General features: G+C 39.8%; 15 protein-coding genes. 6 read left to right on the top strand and 9 right to left on the bottom strand.

Going from position 1 to position 21,483, the window contains the following annotated elements; translation table 11 throughout:
• Positions 1 to 89: 89 nt before the first annotated feature.
• Together ACLKML_RS13750 and ilvN are read left to right on the top strand one after the other, a co-directional pair.
• Positions 90 to 1,808 carry an acetolactate synthase 3 large subunit gene (locus ACLKML_RS13750; protein ID WP_413285777.1) on the top strand — a complete coding sequence of 573 codons (1,719 nt, stop codon included), beginning with the start codon at positions 90 to 92 and terminating at the stop codon, positions 1,806 to 1,808.
• Entirely contained in the window at positions 1,808 to 2,302 is a 495-nt protein-coding gene (ilvN, locus tag ACLKML_RS13755) for an acetolactate synthase small subunit (RefSeq protein ID WP_413285778.1), read from the top strand. Before ACLKML_RS13750 ends, ilvN begins: the two co-directional genes overlap by 1 nt.
• A gap of 191 nt (positions 2,303 to 2,493) precedes the next feature.
• Here ilvN and pykF read toward each other — a convergent pair whose 3' ends face one another.
• Positions 2,494 to 3,906, bottom strand: a complete 1,413-nt coding sequence (gene pykF / locus ACLKML_RS13760) for a pyruvate kinase PykF (protein WP_413285779.1) — start codon at positions 3,904 to 3,906, stop codon at positions 2,494 to 2,496.
• 445 nt (positions 3,907 to 4,351) lie between these two features.
• On the opposite strand from pykF, the gene ACLKML_RS13765 reads away from it, so the two are divergent.
• Together ACLKML_RS13765 and glmS are read left to right on the top strand one after the other, a co-directional pair.
• Positions 4,352 to 5,116, top strand: a complete 765-nt coding sequence (locus ACLKML_RS13765; RefSeq protein ID WP_413285780.1) for a DeoR/GlpR family DNA-binding transcription regulator — start codon at positions 4,352 to 4,354, stop codon at positions 5,114 to 5,116.
• 72 nt (positions 5,117 to 5,188) lie between these two features.
• Positions 5,189 to 7,021, top strand: coding sequence for a glutamine--fructose-6-phosphate transaminase (isomerizing) (gene glmS / locus ACLKML_RS13770; protein WP_413285781.1), 1,833 nt, complete (start codon positions 5,189 to 5,191; stop codon positions 7,019 to 7,021).
• Between the two features lie 201 nt (positions 7,022 to 7,222).
• Here glmS and ACLKML_RS13775 read toward each other — a convergent pair whose 3' ends face one another.
• Genes ACLKML_RS13775 through ACLKML_RS13790 form a run of 4 tightly spaced genes read right to left on the bottom strand, consistent with a single transcriptional unit; the run spans position 7,223 to position 11,982 of the window.
• Positions 7,223 to 8,746 carry a cryptochrome/photolyase family protein gene (locus tag ACLKML_RS13775; protein ID WP_413285782.1) on the bottom strand — a complete coding sequence of 508 codons (1,524 nt, stop codon included), beginning with the start codon at positions 8,744 to 8,746 and terminating at the stop codon, positions 7,223 to 7,225.
• Complete coding sequence (locus tag ACLKML_RS13780; protein ID WP_413285783.1) at positions 8,743 to 9,558, bottom strand: SDR family NAD(P)-dependent oxidoreductase; 816 nt, start codon at positions 9,556 to 9,558, stop codon at positions 8,743 to 8,745. Before ACLKML_RS13780 ends, ACLKML_RS13775 begins: the two co-directional genes overlap by 4 nt.
• A gap of 25 nt (positions 9,559 to 9,583) precedes the next feature.
• Entirely contained in the window at positions 9,584 to 10,582 is a 999-nt protein-coding gene (gene cydB, locus ACLKML_RS13785; RefSeq protein ID WP_413285784.1) for a cytochrome d ubiquinol oxidase subunit II, read from the bottom strand.
• Positions 10,583 to 10,593: 11 nt separating this feature from the next.
• The gene (locus ACLKML_RS13790; RefSeq protein WP_413285785.1) at positions 10,594 to 11,982 is read right to left on the bottom strand and encodes a cytochrome ubiquinol oxidase subunit I; all 1,389 of its coding nucleotides are present in this window, start codon (positions 11,980 to 11,982) and stop codon (positions 10,594 to 10,596) included.
• A 295-nt stretch (positions 11,983 to 12,277) separates the two neighbouring features.
• Here ACLKML_RS13790 and phrB point away from each other — a divergent pair, with 295 nt between their 5' ends.
• Positions 12,278 to 13,738 carry a deoxyribodipyrimidine photo-lyase gene (gene phrB, locus ACLKML_RS13795; protein WP_413285786.1) on the top strand — a complete coding sequence of 487 codons (1,461 nt, stop codon included), beginning with the start codon at positions 12,278 to 12,280 and terminating at the stop codon, positions 13,736 to 13,738.
• Between the two features lie 73 nt (positions 13,739 to 13,811).
• Here the strand turns inward: phrB and ACLKML_RS13800 are convergent, their stop codons facing one another.
• Together ACLKML_RS13800 and ACLKML_RS13805 are read right to left on the bottom strand one after the other, a co-directional pair.
• Positions 13,812 to 15,593, bottom strand: a complete 1,782-nt coding sequence (locus ACLKML_RS13800) for a lysophospholipid acyltransferase family protein (protein ID WP_413285787.1) — start codon at positions 15,591 to 15,593, stop codon at positions 13,812 to 13,814.
• Between the two features lie 272 nt (positions 15,594 to 15,865).
• Positions 15,866 to 16,255, bottom strand: coding sequence for a PilZ domain-containing protein (locus ACLKML_RS13805; protein WP_413285788.1), 390 nt, complete (start codon positions 16,253 to 16,255; stop codon positions 15,866 to 15,868).
• A 299-nt stretch (positions 16,256 to 16,554) separates the two neighbouring features.
• Between ACLKML_RS13805 and ACLKML_RS13810 the strand changes: the two genes are divergently transcribed.
• On the top strand, positions 16,555 to 17,562 hold the full coding sequence (locus ACLKML_RS13810; protein ID WP_413285789.1) for a substrate-binding domain-containing protein: 1,008 nt from the start codon (positions 16,555 to 16,557) through the stop codon (positions 17,560 to 17,562).
• Between the two features lie 71 nt (positions 17,563 to 17,633).
• Here ACLKML_RS13810 and ACLKML_RS13815 read toward each other — a convergent pair whose 3' ends face one another.
• Complete coding sequence (locus ACLKML_RS13815) at positions 17,634 to 19,385, bottom strand: DUF2264 domain-containing protein (RefSeq protein ID WP_413285790.1); 1,752 nt, start codon at positions 19,383 to 19,385, stop codon at positions 17,634 to 17,636.
• 11 nt (positions 19,386 to 19,396) lie between these two features.
• Positions 19,397 to 21,319: a TRAP transporter large permease subunit gene (locus ACLKML_RS13820; RefSeq protein WP_413285791.1), complete on the bottom strand. Its 1,923-nt coding sequence runs from the start codon at positions 21,317 to 21,319 to the stop codon at positions 19,397 to 19,399.
• Positions 21,320 to 21,483 lie beyond the last annotated feature (164 nt).

Below are 21,483 nucleotides of genomic sequence, written 5' to 3' on the forward strand. Positions count from 1 at the left end.
GACAATCAGTAGGTCTTTGGTTACACGCCACAGACGACGACTTTGGGCTTATCGGCAAAGGTTGATTGGACGTATTAGGAGGCAATAGAATGGAAATGTTATCCGGCGCGGATATGGTTGTTCGCTCACTACTTGACCAAGGCGTTGAGCATATCTTTGGCTACCCAGGTGGCTCAGTTCTCGATATATATGATGCACTACACGAAAAAAGTGACATAGAACACGTACTTGTTAGGCATGAGCAAGCTGCTGTGCATATGGCAGATGGTTATGCTCGAGCAACAGGTAAAACAGGTGTAGTGCTTGTGACTTCTGGCCCTGGTGCAACTAATGCGATTACTGGTATAGCTACAGCGTATATGGATTCTGCGCCAATGGTGGTTCTTTCTGGACAAGTACCAGGTACTTTGATCGGTAATGATGCATTCCAAGAATGCGATATGGTCGGAATATCTCGCCCTGTCGTTAAACACAGTTTTCTAGTGAATGACCCGAAGAAGATTCCTGAAATTATCAAAAAAGCTTTTTATCTAGCCTCAACTGGTCGACCTGGCCCTGTCGTTGTCGATCTACCGAAAGATATGCTTAATCCTTTATTAAAATTCCCTTATGAATATCCAGAATCGATTAAAATGCGATCATATAACCCAACCACATCAGGACATAAAGGGCAGATAAAGAAAGGTTTAAAAACCTTGTTAGCGGCTAAAAAACCAGTTCTATACGTTGGTGGTGGTTCAATTATTTCTGAATGTCACGATCAATTGTTACAGCTTGCAGAAAAACTGAATTTACCGGTAGTTAGTACACTTATGGGATTAGGTGCTTTTCCGGGAACTCATAAAAACTCGTTAGGTATGCTTGGAATGCATGGTTCTTATGAAGCCAATATGGCCATGCATAACGCAGATTTGATTTTTGGTGTAGGGGTTCGTTTTGATGATAGAACCACCAATAATGTTGAAAAATACTGCCCGAACGCCAAAATTATGCATATTGATATTGATCCATCTTCGATCTCTAAAACAATAAGAGCTGACTTACCTATTGTTGGTTCTGCCGATGTTGTGCTGAATGCCATGTTGAAATTACTAGATGAGCAAGAAAGTAACAATGATGTTGAAGTAATTGATAAGTGGTGGAATGAGATATCAACATGGCAAGACCGTAAATGTTTAGAATATCAAACATCACCCGATAAAATTAAGCCACAGCAAGTTATTGAAGCGCTCTATAAACTAACCAATGGTGATGCTTATGTTGCTTCTGATGTTGGCCAGCATCAAATGTTTGCTGCATTATATTACCCATTTGATAAACCGCGTCGTTGGATAAACTCTGGTGGCCTTGGCACTATGGGGTTCGGCTTGCCTGCAGGAATGGGGGTTAAATTCGCCATGCCAGAGGAAGAAGTTGTAATTGTTACTGGCGATGGCAGTATCCAGATGAACATTCAAGAGTTGTCTACTGCTTTACAATACGGCATCCCAGTAAAAATTATTAATCTAAATAACCGATTCTTGGGTATGGTTAAGCAGTGGCAAGATATGATTTATCAAGGCCGACATTCATCATCTTATATGGATTCTGTTCCCGATTTTGCTGCGATTGCCGAGGCTTACGGTCACGTTGGAATTCGAATTTCTTCACCAGATGAGTTGGAGTCTGAATTAAAACGTGCCTTGGATATGAAAGATAAGCTGGTATTTGTTGATATTACGGTAGATGAAACCGAGCACGTATATCCAATGCAAATTAAAGGTGAAGCGATGGATAAAATGTGGTTAAGCAAAACGGAGAGAACATAATGAAACATATAATTTCACTATTACTTGAGAATGAACCAGGATCTCTTTCTCGTGTTGTTGGCCTATTCTCTCAGCGTGGATATAACATTGAATCACTGACGGTATCTCCAACCGATGACGAAACTTTGTCTCGTTTAAATATCACCACGATCAGTGATGATTTGGAGCTTGAACAAATTGAAAAGCATCTACATAAACTTATCGATGTACTTAAAGTACAAGAAGTGACTAAGCGTGAGCATATTGAGCGTGAACTTATGCTAGTTAAAGTGAAAGCCAGCGGTTTTGCTAGAACAGAAGTGAAAAGAACATCGGATATTTTCCGTGGTCAAATTGTGGATGTGACTCCAACTCAATATACGGTTCAATTAACAGGGAACAGTGAGAAGCTAGATGCTTTTGTTAACGCGATTTCAGATGTCACGGAAGTGGTTGAAGTAGCTAGAAGCGGAATTGTCGGTATCGCTCGTGGCGAACGTGCTTTGAAGGCTTAGTTTCGTCGCTATTCAATTGGTTTATTGCTTTGGCAAAGCATTTAACTTTCAAATAAAAAAGAGAGCTTAATTAAGCTCTCTTTTTATATCTAGCGATAAAATAAAACGTAAGTTTTAACTATAGTTAGTAACAAATTATGATTAGTAATAACTGATAGTTAGTAAAGTAACGATTTATAATTAGTCACGACTTACAGTACGTGTACAGAAGCGGTGTTGGTTGTGCCTGAAGCAACAAGTGCTCCTGAAACCATAATGACGATATCGCCCTTTTTACCAAGACCCGTACTTAGTGCAATCTCTTTACCATTTACATAAAAATCATCGGTATTTGAGATAGAATCAACAACGATTGGACGAACACCTTTAGTTAATACTAATTGTGCAGCGGTTTTCTTGTTAGTAGTTAATGCAAGAATGTTTGCTGTAGGGAAGTATTTACGAACTGAACGTGCCGATTTACCACCGTCAGTAGCAACAACGATAAGAGGCGCTGCTAGTTTCTCAGCTGTATCTACTGCACCTTTACATACTGCTTCTGTAATACGTAGACGTGGGCTGTCTAGGCGATCACCAAGCTCTGCTTTTAATGCGCCATCAGTACGGTTACAAATTTGAGCCATGATAGTTACCGCTTCAACAGGGTATTTACCTTTCGCTGTTTCGCCAGAAAGCATCACCGCATCGGTACCATCCATTACTGCGTTAGCAACGTCACCCGCTTCGGCACGAGTCGGACGTGGGTTTTGGATCATTGAATCAAGCATTTGAGTTGCAGTGATAACCATTTTACGAGCACGGTTACATTTTTCGATCATCATTTTTTGTGCAAAGATAACTTCTTCTGCTGGGATCTCAACACCAAGATCGCCACGAGCAACCATGATACCGTCAGAAGCAGCAAGGATAGAATCAAAGTTATCTACGCCTTCTTGGTTTTCAATTTTAGAGATAATGTGGATACTTTCACCACCATTAGCTTTTAGAAGCTCACGGATCTCTTTAACATCTTCTTCTTTACGAATGAAAGAAGCAGCAACAAAGTCAACGCCTTGCTCACAACCAAACTTAAGGTCTGCTTTATCTTTTTCAGAAAGTGCAGGAAGCTTAACTGAAACACCAGGAAGGTTAACCCCTTTGTTTTCACCTAGAGCACCGTTGTTAAGAACTTTACACTTAACTTCAGTATCAGTGATTGCGATAACTTCCATTTCGATTAAGCCATCGTCAACTAGGATAGTGTTACCAACGGTAAGGTCGTTAGCAAAACCAGAGTAAGTTACAGCAACAACGTCTTTGTTACCCACAACGCTAGTATCGGTTGTGAATGTGAATTCTTGACCAGCTACTAGATCAACGTCATTTCCGCCTTCTAGTTTAATGGTACGGATTTCTGGTCCTTTAGTATCTAGAAGGATAGCCAATTGCTTACCTTTAGCTTCCATTACAGAACGGAAGTTTTTGATACGTGTACCGTGTTCTTCAAAATCACCGTGAGAGAAGTTAAGGCGCATTACATTCATGCCTGCTTCAACAAGTTGCGTTAATTTCTCTACAGATTCAGTTTTAGGGCCAATCGTACATACGATTTTGGTCTTTTTCATGGAAGATACTCTCCGGTAAGTATGTTTACATTCTAAATATTGGGTTACGGTTTTAAGTACATAAGAAAGAAAATGACAACATTTTGTTGTAAATTACATCTCTCTCTATTTCTAACTTATGCTCTTTTAATGTGTGTTAAATCTATCACTCAGTGCAGTCACAAGCTGACTACCTGCTGTCGTTATTGCTATGGCTTTAGCTCGATATTTATTTGACTATCTCTATATTAAAGGAGAAAAGTTGCAAAAAAATAACGGTAATTTTTGTAATTAACTTTCTTTAGGGCGCGAATTCTAACAAATAATCGGATCAAGATCACTCTGCAGAGTTGTTCTAGGACAAACTTTCAGTGCAAAATTTTTAATTTTTGGCTCAAAATAAATGGACAAATAACTTTCAATTGAAATATAATCCTTTCGGTTTGTAATTATAAGCTTTCATTTTATGACAAAAAGAAACACGCAATTGAGACGTCACACAATATCTAAGCTAGTTGATGAGCTTGGTGAAGTCAGTGTTGAAACCCTCGCTCAAAAGTTTGATACATCAGAAGTAACGATCCGCAAAGATTTAGCCTCTCTAGAGGTTAATGGTCTTTTATTACGACGTTATGGTGGTGCTATCTCGTTACCTAAAGAAGTTATAAATGAGACAACTATCAATAAACTTTCAAGTCGAAAGATTAAGCTTGCGAAAGTTGCTGCGAAATTAATCAATGACCACAATCGAATTGTGATCGATAGCGGTAGTACAACCAGTGCACTCATCCCAGAATTAAATTACAAACAAGGATTAGTTGTGATGACTAATTCTATTCAGGTCGCGAATACTCTCAATGCTCTCGAAAATGAACCTACTCTGCTAATGACAGGCGGAACGTGGGATGTTCGTTCTGAATCTTTTCAAGGTAAAGTTGCAGAATCAGTATTGCGTTCCTATGATTTTGATCAACTGTTTATTGGTGCCGATGGTGTCGATTTATCTCGCGGAACGACAACGTTTAATGAGCTAATAGACCTAAGCCAAGTGATGGCGGATGTGTCTAGAGAAGTGATCGTTATGATCGAATCGGACAAAGTAGGGCGAAAAATCCCTAACTTAGAGTTGGCTTGGTCGCGAATTGATATAGTTGTAACCGATGAAAACTTAACCGATGAACAAATGGCGACAATTGAATCTAAAGATGTGCGAGTTATTCGGGCATCTTAAAAAGTAATAATATTGTGAGCAAGCAGAAAGCTGCACGCAAATACAAATAATTGTAAAATTTGGAGAATTCAAATGTGTGGAATAGTGGGTGCAGTAGCACAACGTGATGTGGTTGAAATATTGGTTGAAGGTTTACGTCGCTTAGAATACCGAGGATACGATTCAGCCGGTGTTGCTGTGGTCGATGCAGACAAAAATTTAACTCGTGTTCGTCGTTTAGGTAAAGTTCAAGAACTTTCCGATGCAGTTGCACAACAAGCGGTTATTGGCGGAACTGGTATTGCGCATACTCGTTGGGCAACGCATGGTGAACCGTCTGAAATCAATGCGCACCCACATATCTCTGGTGATATTACTGTTGTTCACAACGGTATTATCGAAAACCATGAGCCGTTGCGTGAAATGCTACAAGCGCGAGGTTATGTATTTGAATCTCAAACCGACACTGAAGTCATCGCTCATTTAGTTGAATGGGAACGTCGTACATCTGACACTTTAGTTGAAGCATTGCATAAAACCGCCGCACAGCTAGAAGGTGCTTATGGAACGGTTATCGTTGATCGTAACGATCCTGAACGTCTTGTCGTCGCTCGTTCTGGTAGCCCAATCGTGATTGGTTTGGGTATTGGTGAAAACTTCCTTGCTTCAGATCAGCTTGCTCTTTTAAGTGTTACACGTCGTTTTATGTACCTTGAAGAAGGAGATGTGGCCGAAATCACTCGTCGTGATGTGAGTATTATTGATGCTAACGGCCAAGCGGTTGAGCGCGAAGTTATTGAATCTAATGTAGAACATGATGCTGGCGACAAAGGTCAGTATCGTCACTTCATGCAAAAAGAAATCTTCGAACAACCCAATGCACTTAAAAACACAATGGAAGGGCGTGTCACTCAAGATTCAGTAGTAATAGAAAGCATTGGCGTGAATGCATTAGAAATTTTATCTAAAGTTGAACATGTTCAAATTATTGCGTGTGGAACGTCATATAACTCAGGAATGGCTGCACGATATTGGTTTGAAGGCTTAGCTGGAGTGAGTTGTGATGTAGAGATCGCGTCGGAGTTCCGCTATCGTAAATTTGTTACTCGCCCTAATAGTCTATTAATTACGCTTTCACAATCAGGTGAAACAGCCGACACATTAGCAGCGTTGCGATTGGCAAAAGAGAAAGGTTACATGTCCGCAATGACCATTTGTAATGTTTCTGGTTCGTCATTAGTACGTGAATCAGATTTTGCCTTTATGACTCGTGCAGGAACCGAAATTGGTGTGGCATCAACCAAAGCGTTCACCACTCAACTTGCAGCAATGTTAATGTTGGTAACGGCTATTGGTAAACAGAATAAAAATATTGACGCTAAAAAAGAGAAAGAAATTGTACAAGCAATTCATGCTCTTCCTGTTCAAATTGAAGCTGCGTTAGCATTCGATAAAGAAATTGAAGCTCTAGCCCCAGATTTTGCCGATAAAGAACACACCCTATTTTTAGGGCGTGGAGAGTACTACCCAATTGCAATGGAAGCCGCGCTTAAATTAAAAGAAATTTCATATATTCATGCAGAAGCTTATGCCGCAGGTGAACTTAAGCATGGTCCATTAGCATTGATCGATGCAGATATGCCCGTGGTTGTCGTTGCTCCAAATAACGATCTTCTTGAAAAGCTCAAATCTAATGTTGAAGAAGTTCGTGCCCGTGGTGGTCTGTTGTACGTGTTTGCCGATGAAAAAGCCGGTTTTGAAGCCGTTGAAGGAATGAAGATTATTTCGTTGCCGCATGTGAACGAAATTGTTGCGCCAATTTTCTACACCGTTCCTATGCAATTGCTCTCTTATCATATTGCTATCATCAAAGGAACCGATGTTGACCAACCTCGCAACCTTGCAAAAGCAGTCACGGTTGAATAAGTGCTAATTTAGCATTTATTGACATTGTCGGTAGACAATAATGCAGTCGATAATCCGCTTTATTTAATTATTAACCTCTTGCGAAGTTCAACTTTCGCAAGAGGTTTTTTTACAATTAACGTAAGAGCTTCAGTAACAGGCTTGATTAAAACAGATAAAAGTCATCAACCTTACTTACTTCAAGCATAGTGCTGAAAAGCGCTAATCTAGCGCCAGCAAAAACTGTTCGCTGCTGATTTTTATTGCTGTTTTTTGCTCGTCTTTCATTCGATCATAGGTTTTGTACATCATGCTTAACCTAGGGTTGTTAGCTAGCTTTTGCTGATTTCTTTGCAAAAAATCCCAGTATAAATAGTTAAAAGGGCAGGCATCTGAACCGGTTTTTTGGCTTATTTTGTAATGACAGTTTTTGCAGTAATTAGACATTTTATTGATGTACCCACCACCTGCTGCATATGGTTTGCTAGCAAGATATCCGCCATCAGCAAATAATATCATTCCAGATACATTCGGTAATTCAACCCACTCAAAAGCATCGGCGTAAACAATTAAAAACCATTCGTTGACTTTTTTAGGGTCGATACCACAGAGCAAAGCAAAATTGCCTAACACCATTAAACGCTGTATGTGATGAGCATAAGCGTTTTGACGAGTTTCTTGTACGCATTGTTGGAGACAATTCATTTTGGTTTGTTCTGTCCAATACAATTCAGGTAAATTTCGATGTGCTTCAAGATAATTTTGTTGTGCATATTCAGGCATGGTCAACCAATATATTCCTCTGGTGTATTCTCTCCAACCAATGATTTGACGAACAAACCCTTCCACTGCATTTAAAGGTGCTTTTCCTTGATTGTAAGCCTGTTGTGCTGCTTGTATGCATTCTAGTGGCAGCAGTAATCCGGTATTTAAATAGAAACTAATGTGAGAGTGATACATCCATGGTTCACCTTCGATCATTGCATCTTGGTAGTCCCCGAATAATGGCAGTCTTAGTTCGATAAACTGGTCGAGAACCTCTAATGCTTCAGTGCGGTTAGTAGCAAAATAAAAGGGCTCCAAATCACCAAAATGATCGGCAAAACGTTTTTTAACAAGGTTAATAACATCTTTTGTTATGCTGTCCGGTTCGAAGCGAGTATTAACAGGTATGTGTAATTTTTCTTTTGGCACTTTCCTGTTTTCTGCGTCTAGGTTCCATTTTCCACCAATGGGTTGGTTGCCATCCATCAATACCGACAGTTTTTTGCGCATTTCTCGATAGAAAAACTCCATTCGGAGTTGTTTACGATTAGTTGCCCAGTCAGAAAATTCTTCGGTTGAGCATAAGAAACGCTGGTCAGATCGAATATCAACTTCAATACCTAATTCTGACTGCCATCGTTTCATGTCTTGTAAAACTCTGTATTCCCCAGGTTGAGTTACAACGATACGTCTAGGTCGATATTGGCTAGAAAAACGCTTAATTTCATCAAGAAAACTGCCGGTGTTTTCCTCATCATCTAGCGTGACATACTTAACTCGGTAACCTTGTTTGGATAGTTCCTTGGCAAAGTGGCGCATGGCGGAAAAAATAAAGGCGATTTTCTTTTTATGATGCTTTACATAGGTGGCTTCATCCCATACTTCACAAAGCATGATTACATCATTTTTGGGGTCACAATCTTGTAAACTACTTATTGAATAAGAAAGTTGGTCGCCCAAAATTATACGTAATGTATTCAAGGTTGAATCTCCTTTCCATCCCAATCGATACATTGACCACTGTGCTCTGGTGTCAGATTGTTCATTACATTGAGGAGTTGCTTGGCAGAATATTCGGCACTAAACAGATTGGCCTTTTTGATGTTATTTTGAAAAGGTTGCGACAGAGGGCTGTCGACCGTCCCTGGATGCAACCCAACAATGATGGCTTGTTTGTTTACTCGTTGAGTTTCAATAGCCGCGGTTTTTATGATCATATTCAATGCAGCTTTCGATGCTCGATAGGAATACCATCCACCAAGTCGATTATCAGAAATACTGCCTATTCGGGCTGATAATGCAGCAAAAATAGAGTGTTGCTGTTTATTCAAACAAGGTATGAAATGTTTTGTTAGCAGAGCGGGAAAGACACAATTAGCGCTGAAAAGCGTCATTAACTTTTCAGCGGATAAGTCCTTTAATGATTTTTCTGGTGATACTGAGTCAGTGTGCAAAATACCGGTTGCCACAAATACCATATCAATAGGACCAGTAGAGGCGGCTAGGTTTGCACAGTTGGCGATGCTTTTTTCACACGAATAGTCCATGTTATATGCGGTCATATTTTCATGTGTGTAAGTTTCACCGTGACGAGAAAATACTGTTATATGTGCAGCTGGATAGTGCATTTTTATACGTTTAATAAACGCCGCTCCTATCTCACCTTGACTGCCAATTACCACTATATTATTGAAAATCATCATAGCCTCATTAATTAGCTGATGAAGAAGCGTAAACAATACGCAAATATCGATAGAACAGAGACACCAGCGAACCAAATCGCCACCAACCATAAGATCTGTTTCATTCGTCTAGTCATTAGTGATAACCCTCACCGTGCTTTAGTCTGCCTCTGAAAATCCAGTATGCATATGCACTGTAGCCAATAATGGTAGGCAGCAATACAACCGTACCTACTAATAAGAATAGTAGACTACTTTCTGGTGCTGCGGCTTCTGTATAAGTTAGCGAGAAAGGTACGATGTAAGGATAAGTGCTTATTGCAAAACCTAAAGATGAGACTAAAAATAATCCGACACCAAATAAGTAGGCGTGTAATGCTCGATGTTGTAATAAAGCTCTAAACAATTGCCAAATTAGTACCGCAGCGATAATCGGCACCGATAAGTACAGTAATGAATTAGGGAAACTGAACCAACGGTTGAAAATCATTTGGTTAGAAAGAGGAAGCCAAACACTCACTACCGCGATACAAAATACCAAACCTAATCCCCAACGTTTAGTGACACCATAATAACGAGATGCTAACTCTTTTGGCAGCTTCATTATTAACCAACATCCGCCAAGTAGCGCATAAGCACACGTTGTCGCTAAACCACAAAATAGGCTAAAAGGTGTAAACCAATCAAACCAACCGCCAGCGTAAGAACGTCCTTCAACTTCAATCCCTTGCAGTAATGCACCTAGCATTATGCCCTGCATAAAGGTTGCGCTCAGAGAACCGATGAAAAAGGCTGCATCCCAAAGAAATTGTCCTCGCTTAGTCTTAAAGCGATACTCAAAAGATACCCCTCTAAATACTAATCCGAGCAGCATGATTATCACGGGAACATAAAGTGCAGGCATAACAACAGAGTAAGCCAATGGGAAAACGGCGAACAGTCCTCCGCCTCCCAACACTAGCCAGGTTTCGTTGCCGTCCCATACTGGGGCTATGCTGTTCATCATCATATCTCGTTCTGCTTCGCTTGAAGCAAAAGGGAACAAGATACCGATACCTAAATCGAAGCCGTCCAATATAACGTAAATCAGAACCGCCAAACCGATGATGCCGTACCAAATTAATGCAATATCCATTCATTTGTCCTTTAGTTTAATCTGTTTGAATGAGAAATCGGTGATACTTCTGTGCCGTCAGGTAGTCGAGCATCTGCAGATTCTTCATAGCGAGTTGGTGATTTACGCATTAGGCGAATAAGATAAAAGAAGCCCGCACCAAAGACGCAGAAATACACAATGATAAAGGCGACTAATGAGGCTCCAACCGCAGATGCATCAACTGGCGAAGCAGAGTCTACCGTGCGAAGTAGGCCGTAAACGGTATAAGGCTGGCGGCCGACTTCTGTTGTTATCCAACCCGCTAACACGGCAATAAAACCAGAAGGGCCAAAAGCTATACAGATACGATGGAATAAGCTGGCTTCATACAGACGGTCTTTTTTACGCAACCATAAACTGGTTAAGCCGATGGCGAGCATCCCCATGCCGATACCAACCATTACTCTAAAGCTCCAAAATACAATCGATACTGGTGGACGATCTTCTTCTGGAAATGCATCTAACCCCTGAATAGAGCCATTTAAATCGTGAGTCAGAATCAAGCTGCCCAATTTTGGTATAGCTATTTCGTATTTCATTTCTTGTGCTTCATCGTCTGGAAGGCCAAATAAAATTAAAGGAGCACCTTGATGAGATTGGTAATGACCTTCCATCGCTGCAACCTTGGCTGGCTGGTGTTCTAGCGTATTTAACCCATGAAAGTCACCTGCGATGATTTGCAAAGGCGTAACAATTGCCGCCATCCACATAGCCATTGAAAACATGGTTTTTGCCAACGGATTGTGAGGTGATTTAATTAAATGATAAGCGCCAACAGCCGCCACGACAAAAGCGGTAGTCAGGTAAGCAGCGAGCAACATATGCACTAAACGATACGGAAAAGAGGGGTTAAAAATAATCTCTAACCAGTTTTCAGGAACAAATTGCCCTACCTCATTGATAGAGTAACCGGCAGGAGTTTGCATCCAACTATTAACTGATAATATCCAAAACGCTGACAAAAAAGTGCCAAAAGCTACAATGCAGCTAGAAGCAAAGTGCAGTTTTTTGCCGACTTTATCCATACCAAACAGCATTACGCCTAAAAAGCCAGCCTCTAAGAAGAAAGCGGTAAACACCTCGTAACCCATCAAAGGCCCTAAAATTGGCCCTGTTTTGTCTGAGAAAACACTCCAGTTGGTGCCAAATTGATAACTTAGAACGATGCCACTTACTACGCCCATACCAAAACTCACCGCAAATATTTTGCTCCAATACTTGTAGAGTTGAATGTATTTATCCTGATTAGTTTTAAGCCAAAGACCTTCTAATACGGCGAGATATGAAGCTAAACCGATAGTGAAAGCCGGAAAAATAATGTGGAATGAAACGGTAAATGCGAACTGGAATCGCGCTAAATCGATTGCTAACGTATCCATTTTATATCCTGTTTATGCTTTGTAATTACTGTTACGTTGGTACGGTATTAAACGATCACTTATTGATTGTTTTTTTGCTGAAAAAAATCGATATAAAACGGGTTGGGTAGGAGGATGAGGGTCTATCGACGAAAGATAAAACAAGAGATTTATTTGATTAAAATCTCGCGAGTTATTGGCAAATTGTTTTTAGCAAAGCTAGAATCCATTAGCATGTGGTGTTTTAGAATTGAGTGAATTCTTTTTCTCTGAACGATTTATAATCACAAATTAATTAATATTTAAGGTGGAACGGTTGACAGCATTAGTGTGGTTTAGACGTGATTTGCGAGTGCATGATAACCCTGCGCTACAAGAGGCAATTCAATTAGGTGCGACAAAAGCATTGTATATATCCACGCCAAAACAATGGAAAAAACATAACGTTGCTCCCATTCAAGTGGATTTAATTCGTCGTCACCTTGGTCTTATCGATCAACAGTTGAGTGAGCTTGGTATTCAGTTGTACCATTTACAGGCCACCGATTTTGATAATCAAAATCAGCTACTGACCGATTTTTGTCATGAACACAATATTGAAGTGGTTTGTGCCAATCGTGAACCTGAAATTAATGAGATTAATCGAGACAAAGCTTTTGCAACGTCAGACATTGAACTTAAACTACATCGCAGTGACACCATATTACCGGTAGGAAGTGTGCTTAATAAGCAAGGGCTGATGTTTAAGGTCTTTACTCCTTTTAAAAAAACATGGTTTAAGCAGTTACAACTTAGCGGTGTCGAGTGTATTCCCACTCCATTGATGGATAAGTCACCCTCACTAGAGGTGGATGTTGCTGCCGAGTTTGAGGCAAACTCTCTTGAGGTTGCTCCCTTTAAGGTTAATAACTTCAAGGTTAATAACTTTGATATTGATTACCCCATCGTTGATTCGTCTCAATGGCCCTTAAGTGATGTGGTTATGGGCTCTGTCGTGAGTACCTTTTTTCAAACAAAGCTTAATAATTACCATCAGAATCGTGATTTTCCTTTTATTAAAGGCACCTCAGGTCTGTCTCCTTATCTTGCTATTGGTGCAATTAGTCCTCGCTGGCTTATTACGCAACTGCTGCAACATGAACCGGAGCTTATTGATGATGTAAGTGTAGCTGGATTTGCTTGGTTGAATGAACTGATTTGGCGTGATTTTTATAAGCACCTTTTGTTCCATTATCCTGATTTAGTTAAAGGCACTAGTTTTCAGGCTAAATATCAAAACATGATGTGGCCGGGTAATCCGCAACATTTTGCCGCTTGGTGTGAAGGTAGAACAGGGTATCCCATTGTGGATGCGGCAATGAAACAGCTTGTCAAAACTGGTTGGATGCATAATAGATTACGTATGATCGTTGCGAGTTTTTTGACCAAACATCTATTAATTGACTGGAGATTAGGCGAACAATTTTTCATGTCAAAACTAATAGACGGGGACTTTAGTGCTAATAACGGTGGTTGGCAATGGTCGGCAAGCACTGGTTGCGATGCTCAGCCGTATTTTCGAATATTTAATCCAATAACTCAAAGCCAACGTTTTGATGCTAAAGGCGATTTTATCCGTAAGTATCTACCCGAACTTGCTAATGTTCCAGATAAGTATATCCATTTCCCACATGATTATCTCAAATTAAGTGGGAAAGCCGATGAATATTGTGGCCCCATTGTCGATCACAAAGAGGCCAGACTAAAAGCATTGGAGCTGTTTAAGCCGTATCAGTAGAAGATAGCGCGTCGTATATTGCGATAAATATCTAACTAAAAAGTGAGCGGCATTTGGTTTTATTTGAGGTTTATCAACCCAGCACCTCATGAGAACGTAAATACTGTTCACTTTCTTTTGAGCCCATATACCGAGCTAAAGTCTTGCTTGGTACATTTCTTAGATCGACCACAATTAACCCATCTAACGCATCATTAAAAGCAGGATCAACGTTAAAACAGACCAATTTGCCTTTCAAACCTAAATATTGCCTCAATAAAACAGGAACACTTTTGCCTATATCTAAGCGCGCAATTACCCTTGAAAGAAGTTGAAGGTCGCCTAAGGCGGTAAGCAAACTGGTATTCCATGTTGCCCCTTTAGTTTGTAAAGGGTTTGACGCTTTAACACAGGCGGCACTTTCAATGTCATAATGATGAAGTGTCATGGTTTCGGCTAACAGTTGACGAGCTTCGTGGCTGTAATCATTACTTATACTCACAGGGCCAAATAAGTGAGTATATTGAGGGTTGCGAGAAACATAAGTGGCAATGCCTTTCCAAAGCAACAGCAGCGCACTCATGCTTTTTTGGTACTCTTGTGCAATGACAGAACGGCCCATTTCAATTGCATTACTGTTATTCATTTTGTTAAGGAATTGTTGGTCATAGTGAAATAATGTGGTGGAATAAAGCCCTTCAATACCGCTATTTTCTATAACCTTATCCACCAAACCTAACCGATATGCACCAACAAGTCGTTGCTTTTCTTTATCCCAAACAAAAAGTTGCAGGTACGTTTGGTCAAACTTATCCAGATCAAGCTCTAAGCCTGTACCTTCTCCTGCTTGGCGAAAATTTAGTTCTCTAACTCGGCCAATTTCATGCATTAACGAGGGAATGTTTTGAGATTGAGTACAATAGACATCAAACTCGTTGCTAGTGAGTAAGTGGTCTTCCTCACTGAGATTATCGAGGTCGTGTTGAATAGTCCGATAAGGTAAAGGAAGAGCGACATCTGTAGGGAAAGCTTGATTTTTAGTGGTAATATTATCGTTTGATAATCCATTTTTATTTAGCAAATAGGTATTAAGTCGAAGATAGTTAACCAGCTTTTTATCATCTAACTTGGTCACTTCTTTGTATCTTATAGCATCGCCTATTGCTATCGATATTACTTCTTGTTTTTTATTAAGCAGTTCACGACCAAGCATTAATGTTCTTAACAATGGATGAATTTTTCCTGCCATATAAAAGCGTTGAGAATTTTGTCCGTTAATAAAAATTGGAACCGTGACGGCTTTATTTTTACGAATAAGTGAGCTAACTGAGCGACTCCACTCTTTATCTTCTAATTTTTTCTCTTTTCTATCGACAAGCTGTGATACTTCTCCAGCAGGAAACATCAGTAATAATCCACCGTTAGCGAGATGTTTATTGGCGGTACGAAGTGCTCGCATATTTGCCCGCGCAGCGTCTTGTGTTTCAAAAACGTCCACACCGATAAATAGCTCATCTAATTCTGGAACCGTTTTTAAATATTGATTAGCAAGTATCTGGATGTCATCGCGAATCGTTAATAGAAGTTCCGCTAAGATAACCCCTTCAACACAACCGAGAGGGTGATTGGAAACAATAACAGTCGCACCTGAAGATGGGATGTTGTTGAGCGACCCTTTCATCACTTGGTAATCAATACCGAGTACATCAAGGGTAAAGCGTAAAAATTCTTGAGTTGTACACCCTGCAGGTCGTTGTGAATAAAATTTATCTAGCTGACTTAGCCCTGTCGCCCATTCAGTAAAAGACTCGCCTAAACCGAAAGGCGTTTTTCGTGGTAAACGGAAAGGGCTAGTTGATGGTTTTACTGATTGCATAATTACCTCGGGATATTGGTTCACTGACCGAGATTTTATGAAATCTAAATTTCAATAATGGGTATGTAAAGTTAGAGTTTGATGAACAATCGATGACACTAAGCGACCAATATGCTTCAGTTTAAAAAATAGTTTTTAAACTATGAAGTGCCCAGTCGGCAACGTTTGTTCAGTTACATAACTATAAATACAATCTCGTTAAGCTACTAATCACATTTAATTATGACAATAGACCTTTTGAGAATAGGTTTTATTACACAAATAATAAAATTTTATAGTTTAGAAAAAATACCCGGGTATTTTTTACGGAGATAGATTTGCTCTGTTGTCATACGTTTTAAATCGGGGCCTTTAGTTAATTGAGCCACTAACTCATTATCGTCTAGCCTGATTACATGACCTTCGATTTCTATTTCAATGCCATCATGAAAACGTATCGAGCCTCTAATTGTCACGCCTCGTGATACAGGGTGTGAATTGGTAAATAAGATCCGAGTACCTTGTTCGGATATTTCGCAGACTCGAAAATCTCTATCAAGAATTATGGCTCTTGGGCGTTCATTTTTAGGATAGCGAAGACGGAAGTATTCTCTTCTTTGTGCTTGATGGCGGTTATCCATAACGTCTCTAATTACTTTAATATAGTAAATTGATGCTATCATATTTGTTCGAATTATAACTAAATGAAATCGTTACACTTGTGAGATTTGAACGTTTATCGTGACTAAGCAAAATATGAGTTAATTACTGATTTCTAGCTAAGCTGAATAGTAATCATTCTTAAATAAAAAAATAAGTCAAGTTTTTCTTACCAATATGCGTTATTGATGATAATGTTACCGTAACATTTTGGCTGGTAAATAATTTTAATTGATAAACTATTTAAGCGCATTTTTAATAAAACAATAAATGTTTTAATTAAATAACTCCCCCTCCCAACACCAATAGCAGAACATAAAAAATGCAACAGAAAAGACCAACATTGCAAGATATTGCCGATAAAATTGGTATTACTAAAATGACCGTTTCGCGCTATTTGCGAGATCCTAATTCGGTTGCAGCACAAACAAGAAGCAAGATTGCTTTGGTTATTGAGGAAATTGGATACATTGAAAATAAAGCACCAGCGATGCTGTCAAAAGCTTCGAGTAAAGCGATTGGTATTTTAGTTCCATCTCTTTCAAACCAAGTTTTTGCCAAATTTATCAAAGGGATTGAAAAAGTAACCAAAGAAAATGGTTACGAAACCTTAATTGCACATTTTGGCTATGATGAAAAAGAAGAAGAGGCCAAGGTTGCCTCTTTACTTTCGTATCACGTGGATGGATTAATACTGACAGAGAGCACTCATACCGTCCGCACACTACAGATGATAAAGACAACCGGTATACCTGTGATTGAAGCGATGGAGTTGCCGGAAAAACCGATTGATATGGCGGTTGGACTTGACCATGAAGCGGCAGCGTATTTTGCTACACAATCAATACTCGACTCTGGGAAATCGAATGTCGCTTATTTTGGTGCACGTCTGGATACTCGGACGCAATTACGTATGGCAGGTTATGATAGAGCGATGAGTGAAAGAGGAGCGGAGTCTATACATATTTTAACTGAAGCTCATTCAAGTTTTACGCTGGGAGGCGAATTGCTTGAGAAAGCATTGAATGAACACCCTAATATCGATGGGGTTTTATGTACCAATGATGATATTGCGGTTGGCGTAACAATGGCAGCGCAACAAAGAGGAATACAGGTTCCGGAACAGCTCGGTATTGTTGGTTATAACGCGCTAAATATTGGTAAAGCGATTTCTCCGCAATTGAATAGTATTGATATACCAATTTATAAAATTGGCGAAAAAAGTGCTGAATTGTTACTGGGCGTTTTGCGTGGAGAAGAAGTGCAACAAAAAATTTATGATTTGGGCTTCTCTATGCGCGAAGGACAAAGTCTGACAAAAACGAAGTGATTGGTTTGTTGTCGATAGGGTTAATTCGTTAGGCTATAGTATCCGATCTACAACCTAACGATGAACCTTAATCAATGGTGTGTTTTACTGAGACTAAATCGACTCGATAATAGGATTGTTCCTGCTTTATGTTTTGATAATAAATAGGGTACAGCGCTTCTAGGGAAACTCACATCACTATGTACTCGGGTTGTGCAGTGAGCTGTTTTCATATGGTTGTCGCAATTACTAATGGTTGAAATACCGTTACTGCCCTTTATAGACAGTAGTGCTTTTCTCGTTGGTTGTTCATTACCTAATTGATCCAATAATTGTTCCTCTTGGTACCACTTTCCTACTGCAAAACCTGATTCAACAATCCATACTTCTCGGTCCGATTCCAGTTCATGGCTTCGTATACACTGTCCATTGTCGAGTATATCAATGGTGGTGGTGACTTTTTGTAAACCACTTTGCCACTGGATAATGATTTTATTCTCTAATAGCTCTACGTGATTATTCTTTTGTCGCATTTGCCAGTTTGCTCCACCATCGAAACTTAGTGCGAGAATGTTGTCGCCGAAGCTCAGTTTTTCTGAATAAAGCAATGCGTTAATATCCATACCACCAAAGGTGCTATACGCAAACTTGTTGTATTTATCCAGTTGGAAGCCTGGATGTACGTTTGAGGCATAGTGAACGATACTGTGTCCATCAACCCGCTGTACAATGGTTTTATTGTGTGGCATTGGCATGATTTTTTTTAACTTTGGACAAGGTTGTTCTTCATTTGTCCAGAAAGAGCTGTCGTCTGCCAAAAGCAATGGAATAAAAGCTTTCATAGCCCAATATGGTGAAGTAGGAGAGTTGTATACTTCACACATCGCGGTATTTGGGTAGTCAAAGCCTCGCGTTAATATGCCTGTTTGGGTAAAAATAGGTTGGTGCTTCCAACGTCTAATTTGTCGTGCCCAGAGCCCTTTAATCTCTCCCATTGGTATGGATGTTTGTGGGCAAAGAGCATATGCGCCCCAAAAACCTGCACTAGCAAAGCGATAAGTTAACGAGCGGCCTTGAACAAGTGTTTCTCCAGTTTCTGCAAACCAATATTGAAATGGAATACTGAAAGCGTCAGCGTTATCTTTAAACAAAGCCGCGAATTCTGGATTAGCGTGCTCGAATAACTGCGAATAAATTAAGCCGTAATAGTGCATTGCATAGCCACAGTAGTGATCGATGCTTTCTATATCACCATCACCGTACCAACCATCACCAAGATACCAGTTGCGTATTCTTTGCAAAAATTGCTGTTCTAGCTCTTTATTGACTAATGTTTCCCAACCAACACTGCGTAGGCTTTGTTGAACAAAAATAGTGAAAAACAGCCAGTTGTTTTGCGAAGTGGGTTTATCTTGAATGCTGGCTAACCAATGTACTAAGTTATGTTGCTGTTGTTTAGTAAGAGGTTGCCATGCTATCTCTGGTAATAAAATTAACCATAAAGCAATTGGCGCCATCTCTACACTACGTTGATCTATTTCGCCTAATTCTCCCCAATATTGATCAGATTCGGGATCTGTGCCGTTAATAATTAATTGTCGAACCAAAGGCCAATGTTCAAATTGACCACCACCTAGTTGCAAAGGTATTAAACCCCAAAGCGGGCGAGCCACCCCTTCAACTGAACTTGCGACCATATCAAAACACGCACCGCCTTCGTCTAAGTCAATTCGAGCCCCTTGTTGTTGATAAAAAGGGATCAATGGTTCAAAAAGGTCGCAAACTAATTGTTGAAAGTCTTGCTTAGTTTGCATTGGGTTATTGAAAAAAAAATGTTGTTTCATTGTTCGTCCCCTTACATGAGACCAAAGAAGCGTGGCATGGCCAAGCTAATAACAGGGAAATACGTAACCAGCAATAAGCCAATAAACTGCACCAAGAAAATAGGAAGTAATGGTTTGATTACATTGGTTATTTTCTCTCCAGTAATACCACAAGAAACAAACAATACCGTGCCGACAGGTGGGGTAACGATGCCCATAGATAGGTTATAGATCATGATAACCCCAAAGTGTACCGGATCCACTCCCATAGAAGTCACCACTGGATAGAGGATAGGTGTAAAGATTAGCTGTGCCGGTGCCATATCCATAAATACGCCAACAAACAGTAGCGTTAGGTTAATCACTAGTAGGATAATGTATTTGTTGTCACTAACCGCAACCAGCATTTCACCAACAGTATCGGGGATACTAGCAAAGGTCATCGACCAACTCATTAAACCAGAACAAGCGATTAAGAATAGAATGACAGCAGAACTAATCGCAGAGTCATACAAAGTTTTTAACAAAGATTGTACAGTGAGCGTTCGATAACATAGCGCCAGCAATAAACTGTAGATTACTGCTATACCAGAGGCTTCTATGGCGGTAAACATCCCACCTATAATTCCGCCGATAATCACGACAATCAAGAACATACTCGGCACGGCTCGCCAAGCTATCGCGGCAACCTCTTTAAACGGATAGTGAACAGAGTCAATAGGGTAATTATGTTTGCGTGCATAATAATAGGCCACTAACATCACGCTCAAACCTACAATAAGCCCAGGAATGTAGCCGGCTAAAAATAATGCCGCGATGGATGCATTACCACCAGTAATCATTGAGTAAACAATAAATGCCCCAGCTGGTGGAATGAGCATACCTGCAATAGAGGAAGAGGCGTTGACTGCGGTAGTAAATGGCATGTCGTATTGTTTTTCTTTCGCCATAGGGGTAATTATCCCCCCGATAGCAGTAGATGCGGCAATAGCCGAGCCTGATAGTGAGCCGAACATCATATTGGCAACAATATTGGTTTGCCATAGGCTACCCGGTATACGTTTGCCAATTAACATGGCGAATACAATAAGACGTTTTGCTATTCCGCCTTGGTTCATGATGTTCCCTGCCAGAATAAAAAATGGCAAAGCGAGAAAACCAAAGCTATCAAGTCCGCTGAATAATTTTTCACTACTGGTTCCGAGTAGATTAATAAAATCTATTTGTAGCGATAGCGTTAATATGCCAGAAAAAGCCAAGCCGACAGCAATGGACGTGCCCATTAATAGAAAAAAGATGAAGGAGCTAAAGAGAGCAAAGAAAGAAATTATCTCCATGTTGGAATAGAGAAAATCGTCAAAACTTTCTAATTCTTTAAGTTCGCTATAACCTAAAAGTAACACTAGTGATAAGCCAACATAAGTTAAAATTATGTAAGCTTGACTAGGTTGCTTTTTGATTGTTTTAGCCAGCTCAACTAACTGACTTAAGGTGATTATCGCGCCACTGATTGCCAATACTGCTTGAACTGCTCCTAGCGGTATTTGCATGGTAGGACTGAGTAAGTTAAAGTTTTTCGCTGCTGCAACGTATCCTCCCCACATCATAATTAAGCCGAGAACGATATAGATGAAACGGTTAAACAATTCCATTTTAATTCGAGTTGTTTCGCTAACTTTATCTAAAACCAATGGCAGGTTTAAATGGGTAGATTTTATAAAGCATAAAGCTGCGCCTAATATCCCGAGCCAAATTAGCATAAAGCGTAATAATTCTTCTGACATAGCACTCGGAGAGCTGAATACATAGCGTGCAGCAACTTGATAGATAATAATTACACTCATTAATGCGAGTAAGGTAATTAAAAAATATTTTAATGCCTTCTCCAAAGTGCTCATAAAAGAGTCAATCATACTATAAGTAACGGTTGCTGGTTGCTGTTCTAATGGCTTCATAAACCTCTCCTTGAAGCAAAGCGTAATGGGGATAATTCTTCTTCAGTGTTATTACATTATTTATTAACAACGTCATGAATGATTATGTGGTGAACATAATTGTTAAATAGAGAAAATAATAATTATATGGATTTGATTTAAGCGGCAGCAAACTTTTTGCTGCC

Source organism: Vibrio sp. MA40-2, from assembly GCF_047302445.1.
Lineage (GTDB): Bacteria > Pseudomonadota > Gammaproteobacteria > Enterobacterales > Vibrionaceae > Vibrio.